This is a genomic window from Bacillus sp. RC51, from assembly GCF_044908115.1.
Taxonomy (GTDB): Bacteria; Bacillota; Bacilli; order Bacillales; family Bacillaceae_G; genus Bacillus_A; species Bacillus_A mycoides.
Genome location: NZ_JBIYCW010000019.1, coordinates 62,030 through 79,601, shown reverse-complemented (window position 1 = coordinate 79,601; position 17,572 = coordinate 62,030). Strand labels below are relative to the sequence as shown.

Annotated in this window: 19 protein-coding genes; 2 read left to right on the top strand and 17 right to left on the bottom strand. The window is 36.2% G+C overall.

Going from position 1 to position 17,572, the window contains the following annotated elements:
* Window positions 1-77: 77 nt before the first annotated feature.
* The 10 genes from ABH959_RS26460 to ABH959_RS26415 form a co-directional block, all read right to left on the bottom strand.
* Window positions 78-1,352, bottom strand: coding sequence for an MDR family MFS transporter (locus ABH959_RS26460; protein ID WP_002009960.1), 1,275 nt, complete (start codon window positions 1,350-1,352; stop codon window positions 78-80).
* A gap of 107 nt (window positions 1,353-1,459) precedes the next feature.
* A complete protein-coding gene (gene bcaP / locus ABH959_RS26455; RefSeq protein ID WP_113938347.1) occupies window positions 1,460-2,875 on the bottom strand; it encodes a branched-chain amino acid transporter BcaP in 1,416 nt (471 codons plus the stop codon).
* 258 nt (window positions 2,876-3,133) lie between these two features.
* The gene (locus ABH959_RS26450) at window positions 3,134-4,306 is read right to left on the bottom strand and encodes a homogentisate 1,2-dioxygenase (protein WP_113938346.1); all 1,173 of its coding nucleotides are present in this window, start codon (window positions 4,304-4,306) and stop codon (window positions 3,134-3,136) included.
* Window positions 4,272-5,228 (bottom strand): fumarylacetoacetate hydrolase family protein, encoded by a 957-nt coding sequence (locus tag ABH959_RS26445; protein ID WP_113938345.1) that lies wholly within the window; start codon window positions 5,226-5,228, stop codon window positions 4,272-4,274. The genes ABH959_RS26450 and ABH959_RS26445 overlap by 35 nt, the downstream gene beginning before the upstream one ends.
* Before the next feature lie 66 nt (window positions 5,229-5,294).
* Entirely contained in the window at window positions 5,295-6,413 is a 1,119-nt protein-coding gene (gene hppD, locus ABH959_RS26440; RefSeq protein ID WP_002140158.1) for a 4-hydroxyphenylpyruvate dioxygenase, read from the bottom strand.
* Window positions 6,414-6,723: 310 nt separating this feature from the next.
* The gene (locus ABH959_RS26435) at window positions 6,724-6,834 is read right to left on the bottom strand and encodes a DUF3948 family protein (RefSeq protein ID WP_001083697.1); all 111 of its coding nucleotides are present in this window, start codon (window positions 6,832-6,834) and stop codon (window positions 6,724-6,726) included.
* Between the two features lie 42 nt (window positions 6,835-6,876).
* A complete protein-coding gene (locus tag ABH959_RS26430) occupies window positions 6,877-6,993 on the bottom strand; it encodes a DUF3948 family protein (RefSeq protein WP_002029425.1) in 117 nt (38 codons plus the stop codon).
* 35 nt (window positions 6,994-7,028) lie between these two features.
* Window positions 7,029-7,139 carry a DUF3948 family protein gene (locus tag ABH959_RS26425; RefSeq protein ID WP_001058532.1) on the bottom strand — a complete coding sequence of 37 codons (111 nt, stop codon included), beginning with the start codon at window positions 7,137-7,139 and terminating at the stop codon, window positions 7,029-7,031.
* 43 nt (window positions 7,140-7,182) lie between these two features.
* Window positions 7,183-7,293, bottom strand: a complete 111-nt coding sequence (locus ABH959_RS26420) for a DUF3948 family protein (RefSeq protein WP_001058532.1) — start codon at window positions 7,291-7,293, stop codon at window positions 7,183-7,185.
* 43 nt (window positions 7,294-7,336) lie between these two features.
* On the bottom strand, window positions 7,337-7,456 hold the full coding sequence (locus ABH959_RS26415; RefSeq protein WP_002009865.1) for a DUF3948 family protein: 120 nt from the start codon (window positions 7,454-7,456) through the stop codon (window positions 7,337-7,339).
* 466 nt (window positions 7,457-7,922) lie between these two features.
* Here ABH959_RS26415 and ABH959_RS26410 point away from each other — a divergent pair, with 466 nt between their 5' ends.
* A complete protein-coding gene (locus tag ABH959_RS26410) occupies window positions 7,923-8,795 on the top strand; it encodes a Cof-type HAD-IIB family hydrolase (RefSeq protein WP_113938344.1) in 873 nt (290 codons plus the stop codon).
* Between the two features lie 180 nt (window positions 8,796-8,975).
* Here the strand turns inward: ABH959_RS26410 and ABH959_RS26405 are convergent, their stop codons facing one another.
* The 5 genes from ABH959_RS26405 to ABH959_RS26385 form a co-directional block, all read right to left on the bottom strand.
* Window positions 8,976-9,941, bottom strand: a complete 966-nt coding sequence (locus ABH959_RS26405) for an ABC transporter ATP-binding protein (RefSeq protein ID WP_113938343.1) — start codon at window positions 9,939-9,941, stop codon at window positions 8,976-8,978.
* Entirely contained in the window at window positions 9,938-10,918 is a 981-nt protein-coding gene (locus ABH959_RS26400; protein ID WP_002029422.1) for an ABC transporter ATP-binding protein, read from the bottom strand. The genes ABH959_RS26405 and ABH959_RS26400 overlap by 4 nt, the downstream gene beginning before the upstream one ends.
* Before the next feature lie 10 nt (window positions 10,919-10,928).
* Window positions 10,929-11,849, bottom strand: a complete 921-nt coding sequence (gene opp4C, locus ABH959_RS26395; protein WP_113938342.1) for an oligopeptide ABC transporter permease — start codon at window positions 11,847-11,849, stop codon at window positions 10,929-10,931.
* 12 nt (window positions 11,850-11,861) lie between these two features.
* Window positions 11,862-12,818, bottom strand: a complete 957-nt coding sequence (locus ABH959_RS26390; protein ID WP_061689743.1) for an ABC transporter permease — start codon at window positions 12,816-12,818, stop codon at window positions 11,862-11,864.
* Between the two features lie 107 nt (window positions 12,819-12,925).
* Window positions 12,926-14,653, bottom strand: coding sequence for an ABC transporter substrate-binding protein (locus ABH959_RS26385; protein ID WP_113938341.1), 1,728 nt, complete (start codon window positions 14,651-14,653; stop codon window positions 12,926-12,928).
* A 348-nt stretch (window positions 14,654-15,001) separates the two neighbouring features.
* Between ABH959_RS26385 and ABH959_RS26380 the strand changes: the two genes are divergently transcribed.
* Window positions 15,002-15,199 (top strand): hypothetical protein, encoded by a 198-nt coding sequence (locus ABH959_RS26380; RefSeq protein WP_000369259.1) that lies wholly within the window; start codon window positions 15,002-15,004, stop codon window positions 15,197-15,199.
* 15 nt (window positions 15,200-15,214) lie between these two features.
* Here the strand turns inward: ABH959_RS26380 and ABH959_RS26375 are convergent, their stop codons facing one another.
* Window positions 15,215-16,360, bottom strand: coding sequence for an ABC transporter permease (locus ABH959_RS26375; protein WP_404493378.1), 1,146 nt, complete (start codon window positions 16,358-16,360; stop codon window positions 15,215-15,217).
* Window positions 16,361-16,371: 11 nt separating this feature from the next.
* Window positions 16,372-17,568 carry an ABC transporter permease gene (locus tag ABH959_RS26370; RefSeq protein ID WP_113938339.1) on the bottom strand — a complete coding sequence of 399 codons (1,197 nt, stop codon included), beginning with the start codon at window positions 17,566-17,568 and terminating at the stop codon, window positions 16,372-16,374.
* Window positions 17,569-17,572 lie beyond the last annotated feature (4 nt).

Sequence of the window (17,572 nt, the reverse complement as noted above, 5' to 3'; positions counted from 1 at the left end):
CCACTTTGTGTGTATGTCATCTATATTACCCTACCATTTGTGGAGAATGAAAAAACACTGATTAAAGTTTCATTTTATTAAGAAGACTGTTTTGTAGGCGTATCTTTTTGCCTCTGCTCAACAAGACGATCTAAAGAAACATATACAAAGCCTGCAACTACACACCCTACACTTAAAATTGTAAATAAGTAGTGACCAAGCAAACGATCCAATAAAAAACCACCAAGAAGTGGACCGAATGCACTTCCTGTAATCCACTGCAAACTCGCCGCCCCCATATAGGTTCCTCTCAAATGCTCAGGGGCCAAATTCGCTACAAACGTCATCTGTACAGGCGACATAATCATCTCGCCTAACGTATATATGGCATAAACAAACATTAACGTCATTAAAATAATTGTAGCATTTGTATCATATTCTCCAAACCACTTCGGTAACCATCCTATAAAAAACAAACCAATTCCGAACAAACACGCACCGTATAACATCGTCTTTCCAACAGGTTTATCTGTCGCCCATTTTGAAATTTGAAATTGAAATAAAACAACTAATAGACCATTTAATGCCATTAAATATGGGTATGGATTGTTGACTCCAAAAATATCCTTCATTTCGTTATCAAAGTGAAGCGGTAACATGCCTTCTGTTTGAGAAAACCCCATAGAAATAATGATCCCCGCTAACAAATAAATCATTAACGCCTTATCTCTCATTAAAATTTTCCAAACTGCTCCGGATTCCTGCTCTTTACTTTTTTCCGTCATATCCGTAATTTTTGGCATTGTTTCTTTAATAAGTACTAACACTAGTAGCGCATAAAACAACATAGCGGATGAAGCAATAATAAACACGAGGTTCTTTGATAAAACAACTACTGATGCTCCCATTATCGGTCCAATTGCAGCACCAATATTGTGTCCCATTCGCAATAAACCATATGCTTCTGTTCTTTTTTCTGGCGCCGTCACATCTGCAACCATCGCTGATGCTGCTGGATGAAATAAAGAATTACTTAACCCTAAAAAAATAGATAAAATAGCGTATGGAATAAATCCTTCGATAAATAAAAAACCGAGCATTAATAACGCATTACTCGCCATTGAAAATATCATAATTGGCTTTCTTCCATATATATCAGCTATTCTTCCGCCTATAAGCGAGCCAAAGCTTGCAGCTATTGGAGAAAGCGCCATAATGATTCCAACTTGTAATAAAGAATCTACCTTATCTTTTAAATATAGTGCAAAAAAAGGCATTAACATCATCATCGCAATTCCGTTCAATGTCTCACCGATAAATCGAATCCATACGTTACGATCCATCTCTCTTAACTCACGCCATGTATTTTTCACATTTTCACCCCTTTAGTTCGCCAACAATTATCTTATAATACATTCAGAAAAATGTAAATTTTCAAAATAAAAATCCATCCTAACAGAATTAGAATGGATTTTTCCATTTATAAATTTGCTACATCTTCTTCTTTTTTACTATTATTTAAAACACTACGCTTTCTACTATAGGCGAAATAAACTACTATACCGATAACCATCCAAACACCAAAACTAATCCAAGCTGCCGCTGATAATTGAAGCATCAAATATAAGCAAAAGATAACTGTTAATGCTGGTAAAAATGGTACGAGCGGCGCCTTAAACGCCCTTGGCAAATCAGGATGAGTTCGTCTCATCACAATGACAGCAACAGCTACAAGTGCAAATGCTGACAAAGTTCCCATATTTACAAGATGTGCTAAAACATTTAAATCTATTAATCCTGAAATAAGTGCTGCAATAATACCTGTTGTCCATGTATTTAAAAATGGTGTTTTAAATTTCGGATGAACTTTAGCAAGACGCTTCGGTAACAATCCATCTCTGCTCATTGCATATGAAACACGAACTTGCCCATACATCATAACTAGCATTACAGTTGTAATTCCTGTAATTGCTCCTACTGATATCACTCCCGCCAAACTATCTTGTCCAATAAATTGAAGTGCGAAAGCAACTGGATCTGATATATTCAACTGACCGTATGGAACAATCCCTGTCAAAATAAGTGAAACAACAATGTAAAGAACCGTACAAACTAGTAACGATGCAATAATTCCAATCGGCAAATCGCGTTGTGGGCGCTTCACTTCTTCTGCGGCTGTTGATACAGCATCAAATCCAATGAATGCGAAGAAAACTGTAGCTGCTCCAGCCATTACACCATCTAACCCAAATGGCATAAAAGGTGTCCAATTTTCAGGTTTTACATAATTAAATCCGGCGAAGATAAAAATGAGAACAACTGCTAGTTTAATAAATACCATTATATTATTTACACGTGCACTTTCACGAACACCTCTAGATAAAAGAACCGTCATAACTAGAATAATTAGAACTGCAGGTAAATCAATTATTCCACCCTTTCCAGTACCAGGGGCCGAGGAGAGAATGGTCGGAATATGAATCCCAAATCCCTTTAATAACGATTGAAAATACGCTGACCATCCATTGGCTACAGCAGATGTGGCTAATAAATACTCGAGCATTAAATCCCATCCAATTAAGAAGGCAAATACTTCTCCCATCGTCGCATACGTGTACGTGTAAACACTCCCTGAGACAGGAACTGAAGAAGCAAATTCAGCGTAACAAAATGCAGCAAAGGCACAAGCTAATGCAGCTATAGCAAATGATAATATAATAGCTGGTCCAGAATGTTTCGCTGCTACAACGCCAGTAAGAACAAAAATACCAGTTCCAACAATTGCTCCGATTCCAAGCATTGTTAAATCAAGTGCCCCTAACGTTCTCGATAATGTCTTTTGTTTACTTTCTTGCAGTAACGTTGAAATTGGCTTCTTTTGAAAAATTTGCTTCATACTGTGCTCCTCCATGATTTTAGTTTTCTGAAAATTTAATTTATTTTTTTCATTTTACCCACGGCATGTTTTTTAGTCAATACTTTTGTCGAAATAAACAGAAAACTATCGAGATACATACTATACTCTTATCATCCTTTTGATAAAAAGATTCAGACAATCATATCTATATATATTTTCATAACTTTTTTTGGTATTATTATACATGTCGATTCCATAAAAGAGGCATGCTCCCGTAGTGAGCATGCCTCTTTTTACTTATTTCGCAGTATATGAACCCTCTTCAATCCAGCTATACATATATTTTTCATCTTCCGTCTCATGTGCTTGTTTTACAATACGAAGCGGACGGAATGTATCTATCATAACAGCCAGTTCAAGTGTCTCTTTCTTCCCTATACTCGCTTCTGTTTTCCCTGGATGTGGCCCATGCGGGATCCCGCTTGGATGAAGCGTAATTGAACCTTCTTCTACACCTTTTCGGCTCATAAAATTACCTTCTACATAGTACAGTACCTCATCACTATTCACATTACTATGATAATATGGTGCCGGAATAGATTCTGGATGATAATCGTATAAACGCGGTACGAAAGAGCAAATGACGAAATTATGCCCTTCGAATGTTTGATGTACTGGTGGTGGCTGATGAATACGACCTGTAATTGGTTCAAAATCCTCCACATTAAAGACCCACGGATATAAATACCCATCCCATCCAACAACATCTAACGGATGGTGCCCTAACACATGCTTGTGCATATAACCTCTCGACTTTGTCATTACGACAAACTCACCTTTTTCATCATATGTCTCCAATTTCTCCGGTCCACGCATATCTCTTTCACAAAACGGACTATGTTCTAACAATTGCCCATATTCATTGCGATAGCGACTTGGTGTTGTAATTTGGCTATTTGCCTCTACAACAAGAAACTTAGTCTCTCCCTCATCTGGAATAACACGATAAATCGTTCCAATTGGAATTGTTACATAATCACCTTTTCTATAGTGAATCGTTCCAAACATCGTTTCAATTTTTCCTGTTCCATAATGAACAAATAACATTTCATCGCCATCACCATTACGGTAAAAATAATCCATTTTTTCTGTTGGACTCACTACTCCAATTAATAAATCCTCATTCCCAAGCATAAAGTTTCTTCCGCTTACTGCATCACCAGTTTTTTTATTTTCTTTCGTACGGAAGTGGCGATGAGCAAGAGTAACATCCTCTTCATACTGTAACTGACAAGAATGCGATAATGCCGCATGCCCTACTTCTGTTGGCATATAATGATGATACAAAATAGACTGGGTACCAGAGAAACCTTTTGTCCCCATTACCTGCTCACGATAAAGCGATCCATCTTTTTTACGAAATTGTACATGTCGTTTATGAGGTAGCTCCCCCATGTGACGATAAAACATGCCCATCACCTGCTTCCATTTCTTTTTTGACCGTATTACGTAACGTACCTAAACCCGTAATCGACAGCTCTACAACATCTCCATCTTGCAGCCACTCTTCCGTACCAAGCTCCAAAATACAGCCCGTTCCCACTGTACCAGACCCGATAACATCCCCTGGATATAACGTAACATCTTCCGAAGCACGTTCAATCATTTCAGAGAATGCATAATAAATATCTTGGAAATTCCCTTTTGATAACAGTTGCCCATTTACATGAGCAGTCATCTCTAAATCATAACGATCACCATTACGATAAACGTCTAATTCCTCTTTCGTAACGAGATACGCTCCTAATGAAGTTGCAAAATCTTTTCCTTTCGCTGGACCGAGTCCCACTTTCATTTCTGTTGCTTGTAAGTCCCTTGCACTCCAGTCGTTCATAATGCAGTAACCAAAAATATATTCCTCTGCTCGTTCACGAGAAATGTTTCGTCCTTCTTTCCCAATTACGCAAGCAATCTCTAACTCATAATCAAGCTTTTTAGACTTCTTCGGACCAATAACAAAATCATCTGGTCCAATAACAGCACGGTGGTTCGTAAAATAAAAAACCGGGATATCATACCATTCAGGTACAACATCTAGCCCTCTTCGTCCGCGAGCTGTTTTTACATGCTGCTCAAATGCATAAAAATCTCGAATGCTACTCGGATTAGGAATTGCCGCTGCTAATTGAACTTCCTCTAAGGAATATATACCCTTTTCAGGATTCTTAATATTACGCAATACTTCTACATACTCATCTGCTTTCTCTAAAAAGGCGAACATAGAAGAAGGTAATTGTCCATTACTTGCAAGATTCATATCGATTACTTTGTCACCTTCAAGCCATCCAGCTCGCATTTCTTTCGATGGGAGACGAAATGTAACAAATTTCATCGTGATTCCTCCCTATGAAAATGAAATTTCCACCAACAAAGGAACTCTTGCTGGTGGATACAAATTTTATAAATTTCCGCGACGCTCTTGTTCTCTTTCAATTGATTCGAATAACGCTTTAAAGTTCCCTTCGCCAAATCCACGAGAACCTTTACGTTGGATGATTTCAATAAATAGAGTTGGACGATCTACAATTGGTTTCGTAAAGATTTGTAATAAATAACCTTCTTCGTCACGGTCTACTAGAATCTTCAATTCTTTTAATCTATCAATTTCTTCATCAATTTTTCCAACACGTGCTGTTAACTCATCGTAATACGTATCTGGCGTATCTAAAAACTCCACGCCATTTGCACGAAGTACTTCAATTGTTTTTACAATATCACTTGTTAATAAAGCGAGATGCTGTACACCTGCTCCGTTATAGAACTCTAGATATTCTTGAATTTGTGATTTTCTTTTTCCATCCGCTGGTTCATTAATCGGAAACTTAATACGACTTCCATTCGTCATAACTTTTGACATTAATGCCGAATACTCTGTACTAATATCATCATCGTCGAAATGGATCATTTGTTTAAATCCCATGACGTTCTCATAATAACTAACCCATTCTTCCATTTTCTCAACGTTACCAACTACATGGTCTACAGCAATTAAACCAGACTCTTCAAATGGAATATTAAATTCAACCTTTTGGAATCCTGGCATGAATGTTCCTTTATAATTTTTACGCTCTACAAGCGTATGAATTGTATCACCATACGTACCAATAACCGCTTTCTTCAAGGTACCTTCCTCATCTGTTAACTCTTCAGGAGGAGCAATCGCAACAGCGCCACGTTTTACAGCTTCAGAGTAGGCTTTATCAACATCATCAACAAGTAAAGCCACATCCTTCACTCCATCACCATGAGTCTTTACAAACTCTGCAATACGACTATCGCTACTTAAAGCTCCAGACACAACAAAACGCATATTTTTTTGCACAAGAACATAAGATACCTTTTCACGGTTTCCTGTTTCTAATCCAGAATAAGCTACAATTTTGAATCCAAACGCTCTCGCAAGATAATAACTTGATTGCTTTGCATTCCCTACGTAAAATTCCAAATGATCTACATCACGTACCGGAAAAAAGTCCTCCATTTGTGCAGCTAGCGTATCCATAGATTTTTGTTTCATAATATCTTCATCCCCCTGTAAATAGATTAAATGGTCCATACTTAAAACCAACCGAAAACGCTTCCAACATCAATTAATAGAAATTAGTTAGCAAGCTAACAATTTCCGACCTTTAAAATTTTCTATCTTTTCTGTCAAATTCCTCTTTTTTTCTTACATATAAAATTCGACTTTTTTCTCTTTAAAGTAAGGGGAAAATATTAATACTTGAAGGTATATATGAGAGGAAAACAAAAAAGACTCCAACATATTAACTACTTACTAATATGTTAGAGTCTTTATTTTTTTTGAATGATTGTATTTATATTTTTCATACTAATATATTTGCAAGGAATAGAATAAATGATGTTAATATTACCGCTCCGCCTAATGATCCTAATAAATCTGTTTTTGTTACTTGTAACACTTGTTCACTGTTCATATTCCTCATTCTCCTTTCATTTTGTACAATTTAAAACTTTTATTATACTAATACGCTTGATAGAAATACGATTAATGCTGTTAATACTACTGCTCCGCTTGCTGATCCTAAGAAATCACCTTTTGTTACTTGTAATACTTGCTCTTTCATATCTTTCATTCTCCCTTCATTTATCTTTTTTTACAAAACTTCTATTATACTAATACGCTTGATAGAAATACGATTAATGCTGTTAATACTACCGCTCCGCTTGCTGATCCTAAGAAGTCACCTTTTGTTACGTTTAATACTTGCTCGTTGTTCATAATTTTCATTCTCCCTTCTCTTATTTTTATTACAAAACTTCTATTATACTAATACGCTTGAAAGAAATACGATTAATGCTGTTAATACTACCGCTCCGCTTGCTGATCCTAAGAAGTCACCTTTTGTTACGTTTAATACTTGCTCGTTGTTCATAATTTTCATTCTCCCTTCTCTTATTTTTGTTACAAAACTTCTATTATACTAATACGCTTGAAAGAAATACGATTAATGCTGTTAATACTACCGCTCCGCTTGCTGATCCTAAGAAGTCACCTTTTGTTACGTTTAATACTTGCTCGTTGTTCATATCATTCATTCTCCTTTTTTTGTAAGTTATCTATATGTAATTTCTAAGAAATGTTTAGTTCATAGTTTTCATGTTAACGTTACATTGAAATTAATTACGTAACGTTTGTAACATTAATGTAACATAACTATTATTACGTTGCAATATAATTACGTAAATTTTATTACACTTTTTTTACGTTTTTTTAAATAAACACTCAAAAACCTTGTTTTAATGCGTTTTCTACTACAATTACATTTGTAACACTAGTGTAACATTAAGGTCATAAAGCGAAATATAATATTATTCATCTCTATTTTGTTAAAAACCAAAGTGAAACTTTAATCAACGAGAGTTCCATTCCCTACTAATTATTCCCCCTCACCAATCGCACTTTTACTAGAAATTAATGCGGGATAAAATACTATCTTTCCAAGATAAGTTTATATGTTTCCTCTATATAACTATGTATAATGGAAACAAAGAGGTGGTCATTTTGAAATTAATCGCACTAGATATGGATGGTACACTACTATCATCTAATCTTGAAATCTCCAAAGAGAACTTACAAGCTATCCAAACCGCAAAAGAAGCTGGTCATATTGTAATGATTTGTTCTGGCCGCGCGAAAGAGGACGCTTTAAAATTATTGGAAGAATATAAACTAGCTCTTCCAGTTGGAGCAAGCAATGGGGCAATTGTTTATGTGGATGGAAAAGTAATTAACTCGCGTTGTTTACAAAATGATAAAGTATACAAGCTTGCAAAGTTACTAGAATCTGAAGGTTTTCCATATAAGTTGTACACAAATAAAGGGGTTTACTCTCCTTATACATGGCAAGATCAAGTTATGCAGGCATTCGAAGAAAGCAAGCATACACTAGATGTTACACTTGAGGAACTTGAAAGAATTACAGAAAAACAAAAGAAATCAAACTTAATTACTGATTTCCAAAAAATCGAAGATGTTGTAAATAATCCAGAATTAGAAATATCTAAATTCTTTATTTTGACATTTAATGCTGCTCATCGTTCGCAGCTATTGCAAACTTTACAAGAAGATACGGATATTTCAGTTACCGCATCAGCCCCTACTAATGTAGAAATTATGGATAAGCATGGTCATAAAGGGAACGGCCTACAAGAAATGGCAGCTTATTTCAATATACCAATTGAAGATACTGTTGCAATCGGCGATAACTTTAATGATGTGCCAATGTTACAAGTAGCCGGCTTATCAGTTGCAATGGGAAATGCTGAAGAAGACGTAAAAAAATTATGTGACGTTGTTACATTAACAAATAATGAAAACGGTGTTGCTCATGCAATTGAGCAATTTGTATTGAAACAAACTTCATCTAGTAAATAAAGTGAAACTTTAATCAGAGGTGGGGTTCCTCTGATTATTAGTTGAACCAATCGGGCTTTTACGGGCAGTAAGACTCCCACCTAACTTCCCCGCATGTGTCGAATTTTCAGGTGGGAGTCTTACTGCCCGTTAATGCGGGGTAAAAAAAGGACTCTTTCAAAAAGTGAAAGAGTCCTTTTTTTACACATGGTGACAAGCAACAAAATGATCTTCGCCCACATTACGGAATTCTGGTACATTCGTTTTACAAATATCTGTAGCAAAGGGGCAGCGTGTATGAAAACGGCAACCTGACGGCGGATTTGCCGGGCTTGGAATATCCCCTTCTAAAATAATCCGTTCTCGCTTAACCGTTGGATCAGGTATTGGGACTGCTGATAACAATGCTTTTGTATATGGATGAAGCGGATTCGCAAATAACTCATCACGTGGTGCTGTTTCCACAATAGTTCCTAAATACATAATTCCAATTTTCGTACATAAGTGCTCCACAACACTTAAATCATGTGAAATGAATAAATAGGATAATCCCTTTTTCTCCTGTAATTCACTAAACAAATTAATGATTTGCGCTTGAATAGATACATCTAATGCCGCAACAGGCTCATCAGCCACAATAAATTCTGGATCTAATACCATTGCCCTTGCAATAACGATACGCTGACGTTGCCCACCGGAAAACTCATGAGGGTACCGGTCAATATGATACGGCGCTAAACCACATAACTCCAATACTTCTATCACCTTTTCACGGACATTTTCTTTCGTCGCTAGTCCGTGAGCCAACATTGGCTCACCAAGTGCTTCTCCAATTCTCATTCTAGGATTTAATGAGCTAAATGGATCTTGGAACACGAGCTGCATATTAGGACGGTGCTTTCTCAGCTCCTCTTTTGATAAAGCATGAACATCTTGACCTTTAAACTTCACTTCACCTTCTGTTTTTTGAACGAGACGGAGAATTGTTTTCCCTATCGTCGTCTTCCCACTTCCAGACTCTCCTACAAGGCCAAACACTTCTCCTTTATCAATTGTAAAGCTTACCCCATCTACCGCTTTCACATGTCCAATCGTTCTACTAAATACGCCGCCCTTAATCGGAAAATACGTTTTTAAGTTCTTCACTTCTAATAATGGTTCACTCATTGCCCAGCACGCTCCTCATATAACCAACAAGCTACTTTATGATCCTCGTCATGCACATTAAGATTTGGCGCTTCATTTTTGCATATTTCCATGCAATGTTCACAGCGGCCACTAAAGTAGCAAAACTCATCTAAGCCAACTAAATTTGGAACTTGCCCTGGAATAGAATAAAGTTTATCTGTTCGTTTCCCCATTACTGGTTTTGATTTTAGCAGCCCTTGCGTATATGGATGTTTCGGATTTTGAAATATCTCTAGTACCGGTGCCTCTTCAATAACTTTCCCGCCATACATAACGACAACATAATCGGCCATTTCTGCTACAACACCTAGATCATGTGTAATTAATAAAATCGATGTTTTAAATTCCTCTTTTACTTGCCTTAGTAAATCTAATATTTGCGCTTGAATCGTAACGTCCAAAGCTGTTGTCGGTTCATCTGCAATTAATAACTTTGGATTACAACTAAGTGCAATAGCAATCATAATACGTTGTAACATGCCACCGCTTAATTCGTGCGGATAAGAATGGACAATTTCATCAGCACGAGCAATACCAACTTTACGAATTAATTCAATTGCTTTTTTGTATGCTTCGTTTTTGCTAAGTAGTTCATGCTCTCTTAACGTCTCAACAATTTGCTCTCCAACAGTAAAGACCGGATTAAGCGATGTCATCGGTTCCTGGAAAATCATCGCGATATCATTTCCTCTTAAACTACGAAGTTCTTTCTCTTTCATTCCTAAAAGACTTTTTCCTTCATAAAGAATATCACCACCAACGATGCCGCCAGATTCAGCAATAAGTCCCATAATAGATAAAGCCGTTACACTTTTCCCGCAACCTGATTCGCCTACTACACAAACTGTTTCACCTTCTCGAACTGAAAAGCTAACATGATTGACAGCCTTTACTGTACCTTCTTCTGTCTGAAAGTGCGTTTGTAAATCCTTTAGCTCTACTACTGCTTTACTCATGCTTCCTCACCTACCGCTTCATCTTTGGATCTAATGCATCACGAAGTGCATCGCCAAGTAAATTAATTGATACAACTGTTATAAAGATTGCAAAACCAGGCGGGATCCATAACCACGGACGCTTTTGGAAATCGATTAATGAGTTTGCTGCACTAATCATATTTCCCCACGATGGTGTAGGCGGGACAACGCCAAGTCCTAGGTAACTTAGTGCAGATTCACTTAAAATAGATCCTGCCACACCTAATGTCGCTACAACAATTAATATTGGAAAAACGTTTGGAATTAAATGATGGAGAATTTTACGAGAATCTTTTAATCCCAAGACGTCCGCAGCCTGCATAAATGCTTGCTCCCGCAGCGTTAAAATCTGCCCTCGCACAAGACGAGCAAGTCCTGGCCATCCTACTAAACTTAAAATAATCATTACGACATATAACCGGTATTCTGATGGTAGTTTCCATTCTGATAAAATTGCCCCCATTATAATAAGCAACGGTAATCCTGGAATGGACATTAACACATCTGCAATACGCATAATTAGATGGTCTACAATGCCACGATAAAAACCAGCAATGGCTCCTAACAAAGCACCGAGTATAACAGATAGTAACATCGATGCTAAACCGATTGTTAATGAAATACGTCCTGCTTGCATAAGCCTAGTTAAAATGTCCCGTCCTAATTGGTCTGTTCCGAGCCAATGTGAAAGGTTAGGTGGTTTATTGATTTGCATTACTTGTACTGTCCCCGAAGCATATGGTGAAAAGATTGGACCAATGAAACTAAATAAAAACATAAATATTAAAATGTATAAACCAAACAATGCCAACTTATTTTGCTTTATTTTTTTATAGGCTTGACGCCATGGTGATGATTCGTTTCTTTTTTTCGGTTCTTTCTTTTTCTTTATTGTTGTAATAGTCTCCATATCTTCCCCCCCTTACTTCAGTCGAATTCGTGGATCAACAAGCCCATATACAATATCTGCAAAAAAGTTCGCCATAATTGTTAAACAAGAAAGAAACATCGTAAATGCCATTAATACTGTATAATCACGAAAGTTCAATGCTTCTAATTGAATACTTCCAATCCCTGGCCAGTTAAAGATTTGTTCAATAATAATTGCGCCAGAAAATAAGCCTGGTAATTCAAACGCAAGTAAAGTAATCGCTGGTAAAATTGCATTTTTCAATGCATGCTTATAAATAACTTTTCTTTCTTTCAACCCTTTTGCACGTGCAGTACGAATATAGTCTTGTCTTACAACATCCAACATACCTGTTCTAAAATATCGTGTTAATGACCCTACACCGAGAAGCGTTAAAATAAATACAGGCAGAATCATATGACGTAATACTTCCAATATGTATGTGATACCTGTCGAATTACTTCCAATATCAATCATGCCGCCAATTGGTAATAAATTTAAATCAACTGCCAATAATTTAATTAAGAACAATCCTATAAAAAATGATGGGAATGACATTGCAGCAAAAACACCAATTGTTACAAGTCTATCAAACCATGAATGCTGTTTTGTTGCTGAAACAACACCAATTATAAGAGCAATAATCCAAGTGAAAAATAAAGCTGCAACTGCAACAATAAATGTATTCCAAATGAACTTATTAAGTAATGATGTTACTGGTTCTTGATATTGTAATGAGAAGCCAAAATCACCGTGCAGTGCGTTACCTAGCCAGTGAAAGTATCTTTCAATAATCGGCTTATTTAAACCATACAGTTCCCTTAATTCTTGAGCTCTCTCTGGTGTTAACTTTGGATTCGAATCAATATAATCACCTGGCAAGAGTGCAAATAAGAAAAAGATAATAATGGACGTACCAAACAATGTAGGAATCATTTGTAGAAACCTACGAATGATGTATGTTTTCACCTTTTGTCTCCCCAATCCTATTTACTTAAAAATAGAAGAACATTTTTTCAAAGCAGCGTTTATTCCTTGCTGTATGAAAAAATGTCTTCTATTATTTCAGTTAATCTTTATTTTTCAACTGATAGCACTGGTAAGTTAGAACTAATACCATCATATTTTTCTGGATTGATGCCTTGTATACGTGCATTGTGAGCGTAAAGTAGTTTACGATAGTTTAGTAAAATAACCGGTGGATCATCGCTTAACTCTTTATACAGTTCTTTATAAACTGCTTTACGTTTTTCAATATCTGTCGTCTCTATGCCTTTTACAATTAATTCATCAACTTTCGGATTACTATAACCTGTATCACTTTTTGGGTTAGTTGATAAGTAGTCACTTACCACTTCACTTGGATCACTAATTCCTGGTGTTGAAACCGCTGCTAAATCATAGTCACCTTTTCCCACTTTTGAAAGCATCGTATTAAAGTCCATTAGCTCTGGATTTATTTCAACACCGATTGCTTTGTAGCTTTCTTTTGCAATTGGAATAAAGATATCATTTGTTTTTCCTGTATTTGATGCGTAGTATGTTAATTTTAATTTTTGACCATCTTTTTCACGAACCCCGTCAGAACCTACTTTCCAACCAGCTTCATCCAATAATTTTTTAGCCTTTTCTACGTCGTATGGATATTTATTAATTCCTTCTTCCGTATATGCCCACGAAACTGGAGCAATTGGTACGTTAGCAACAGAACCATATCCTTGTAAAGCTGTATCAACATACTTCTTACGATCTAACCCATAAGTAAGTGCTTGGCGGACTTTCTTATCTTTCAAATATGGCTTCTTATTATTCACATAAATATAAGCGATATCACTAGAAGACTCGAGATTAATATTCGCAAAACCTAATCCTTTTAATTGTTCTATATTTTCAGGATTTGCTCTAAATCCACTATAATCCAGTTCACCTGTTTGGAATAATTGGAATCCAGTATCGCCTGATGTTATTTTGTAAATAAAGTTTTTGATTTTCGGTTTTCCTGCATAATAATGTTCATTGGCAACAAAGCGAACTTCTTGACCTGGAACATATTTCTCAAATTTATATGGTCCCGCAGCAATTGGTTGCCCATACAACGCTTTTAAATAGTCTAAACTTGTATTTTGTTTATATTCTTTTCCATAATAAGCTTTTGATAACACTGACCCACCTAAAGCAGTTAGTGCCTGAGAATTAACTTTTTCAGTTATAATTTTAATTGTTTGTGGATTAACAACTTGAACTCCTTCAATAGAAGTTGCTTTTCCTTCTTTATATTCTTTCCCACCTTTAATGGCATACTGAGCAATATCCACCCCACCTTCATATGCTTTATCATGGAGTAGTGTTAATGTGAATGCTACGTCATCCGCTGTTAAAGGTGAACCATCACTAAACTTTAAATCTTTACGTAAATGGAATGTATATGTTAACTGATCAGCAGAAATATCCCATTTTTCTGCAAGGTCTGGAGTAGGTTTACCTTGTTTGTCTGTTGTTACTAGTGATGCAAAAATAACAGACGTTACGTTTCCATCCCAACCATTCTCTTGGAAATATGGTAAGAAAACGCCTCCTGGCTTAGAAATAGCCGTGATAAAAGTATCCTTGCGCTGATTTGCTTTTTCTGGGCTTTTCTTCTTATCTGTAGCTGGAATTGTTTCAATCTTAGAGTCTTTTAAATCCTGTTTTTGCACTGGTTCTGTAGAAGCCGTATCCTCCTGTCCCCCACAAGCAGATAACACAAGCGAACTACTCAGTAATACCGAAAATACACCAGCCCATTTTTTTGTCTTTTTCTTCATTGTCCCCACCCTAACTTTTTTTTAATAATTACACCTTATGAACTGCTTGCCTAATGTATGCCTCCCACAGCAACATTTCATAGCCAATCGGAAAAGTCGGTTTTAAACGTAAAAAAAGATGTTTTTGAGGGGTAACAATCTTATTCCGACCTTTCCGGTAGACTTTATGGTTATTAGCTTATATCTTTCAGTATATTTTGTCAATTATTTCTATATAAATATTTTGAGAATTCTTTCGAAATTATTGATCAATCTTTAATTTAAATAAACTTAGCAAAAAATTCATTCTATTACCTAATAGTCCCGCATAGAATAATAACAATTAACTACCAAGAAGGGGGCGAAAATATGGACAACCTATTCCAATATGTCCTGCACTATGTATTATTAACAATCATGATAGTCGGGGCGTTATTACTATTCCCTTTCTTCCCAAAGTTCGTCCTCTTTTTAGCTTTTTTTATTATGCTCGGGATCGCTATTATAATTTCAACAAGGGAAGATACCACACAAAAAGAAAGCAGAGTTCAGCGCGTAAAGCTGTAACTCTGCTTTCTTTTTTCAGTCATAACGTATTCTTGTTAAACCAATTACGAAAAATACTCCTGCAAATAAAATGAGTATACCAATATATACTCCTATATCTGCTAATGTACCTCCCCTTACAATTAACTCAGTAAAGCCACGCATCGCCCACGTTTGCGGAACAAAATTTGCCGCCGCTTGCATCCATGAAGGCTCAATTTCAATTGGCCAATAAAGACCACTAATCATACACGTTGAAATTACAACGATATTCCCTAGTGCGGACTGCTGTTCTGTTGTTTTCACGATACTTGCCAATAATAAAGCTAGACCAATAACCGCTAATAGCAATACTGAAACGAGTGTAATAACCCCTAATAAATTTCCCCACTGCACATCAAATAATGAATGCGTTAATATCATTAAAACACCAAATTGAATCCACCCTATTAAAAAGAAGGAAAGGATATATCCTGCTAGTATTTGAACTTTTGAAACTGGTGCCCCTAATAAACGAGACCAAACACCAAGTTGTCTAGCTTTCAAAATGGTTCCCGTCGCACTTAACATGACAATCATGACGAATAGAATTGAAAAACCTGCCGCTCGCCCTGTAACGTTATTTAACTTTTGATCATCGTGTAAAATCAATTCTTTTTGAATCGAAACAGGATCTATTTTTGTATAAATTGTTTCATACATCGTTTCCCACGAAGTGTTACTTTTCTTCTCAAAATCTCTTGCTGCACTAACTTCTATCTCCATCTTTTTTAATGCACTTGCTAATACTTGCTCTACAGAAGTTCCACCCGTAAAATCAGCACTGGCTTGAAATTGGATATTTTCTACTTTTCCATCTAGCATACTCTTTTGAAAATCTTTCGGAATGATGATTATACCAGATACTTTCTTATCTTCGATCCTCTGTGTCCCTTCCCTATACGTTACCTTTTCTATAGAAATTAAATCACTTTTCTTTATTTCCTCATAATACTTGCCAGATAATACAGAACCATCTTTATCTACTAAACTAATATTTACTTTCTCATTCCCACTTCCGCCTAAAAGTCCACCGAAAATGAGTGTGAAAATAATAGGCATTCCAAACATGAGTATATAACTTTGTGGCTTAATTAAAATTTGTTTTAATTCTAGCCAACAAAGCGCCCAAACTTTCTTCATCATTTCCCCTCCTATCTCGTACGTAAACGTAACGTTCCAATCATAACGGAGATAATTCCTGCACTACATAAACTTAAAATGACAGGGAATAGCACATCCCAAGATGTTCCCGACATAATATTTAAGAAGCTCGTAAGTGCCCATTTATTCGGAGCAATATTTGCAACTGTTTGAAGTGTATCGGGAAATACGTAAATCGGTAACATTGATCCTCCTAATATAGCTAGTATTTGAATACCGATTCCCCCCATTAAGTCTGCCGTTTTTTCCTCACGAATAAAAGCGGCGATTAACATAGATAAACCAGAAACACAAATTGCATAAGAAATTCCCAACACTACTATTTGAGACACATCTGCGCCCCATTCCACATGAAACATAAAGTGTGTAGCAACTATAAATATTCCAAATTGTATACAGGCAAATAGTAATGTACCTAAAAACTTCCCGAATAAAATTGAAAATGAGCTCGTCGGTGTACTGAACAAACGTGCCAACGTTTCAGTTCGTTGCTCTGTTACAACTGACTTTGCACCTACTGTTATGTTATATAGTAAAAACATGACTAACATTGCTGCTGCATAATATTGCATCGCTACAACTGTTTTTTTGCCTACCGTTCCTTTTTGGATGTTACCCACACTTGCAGTTGCTATCGTCTGTAGACTTCCACTTACCTCTTTTGCAACTTGTGCTACATCACTCTGCTGAGATTTTGCTAATTCTGTTACAACACTTTTAGTAGATACTGCGACTGTTTGAACACGTTCTGTAAAAGAGCGGATCATTGACTCAGCAATTTTTGCTTGTATATCTTTTGATGGGTCTATAAGCACCTTTGGTTCTTTTAATTTTCCATCTTGTACTTGTTCGCTCCATTTATTGGGGATGACAATTCCTACATCGATTTTCTTTCCCTTTAACATATCTTCAAGCTCTTCCTGAGAATTAACTACCTTTACTTTCACATCATCTTTTATTTCTTTAGATTGCAATATATCTTTTTGAAAGACATCTGCAAACTCATCCGTTCCCTCTTGATAATAGCCAATTACTGTTTTCGGTAGTCCACCACTCTCAAATACATTACTTAATGCTGAACCTAAAATGGCCGTTAATACAAGTGGCATAATTAACATCATCATAAATCCGCGCCGATCAATTAAACGGATTTTTAAATCTTTCCATGCAATAATGAAACTTCTCATCTCG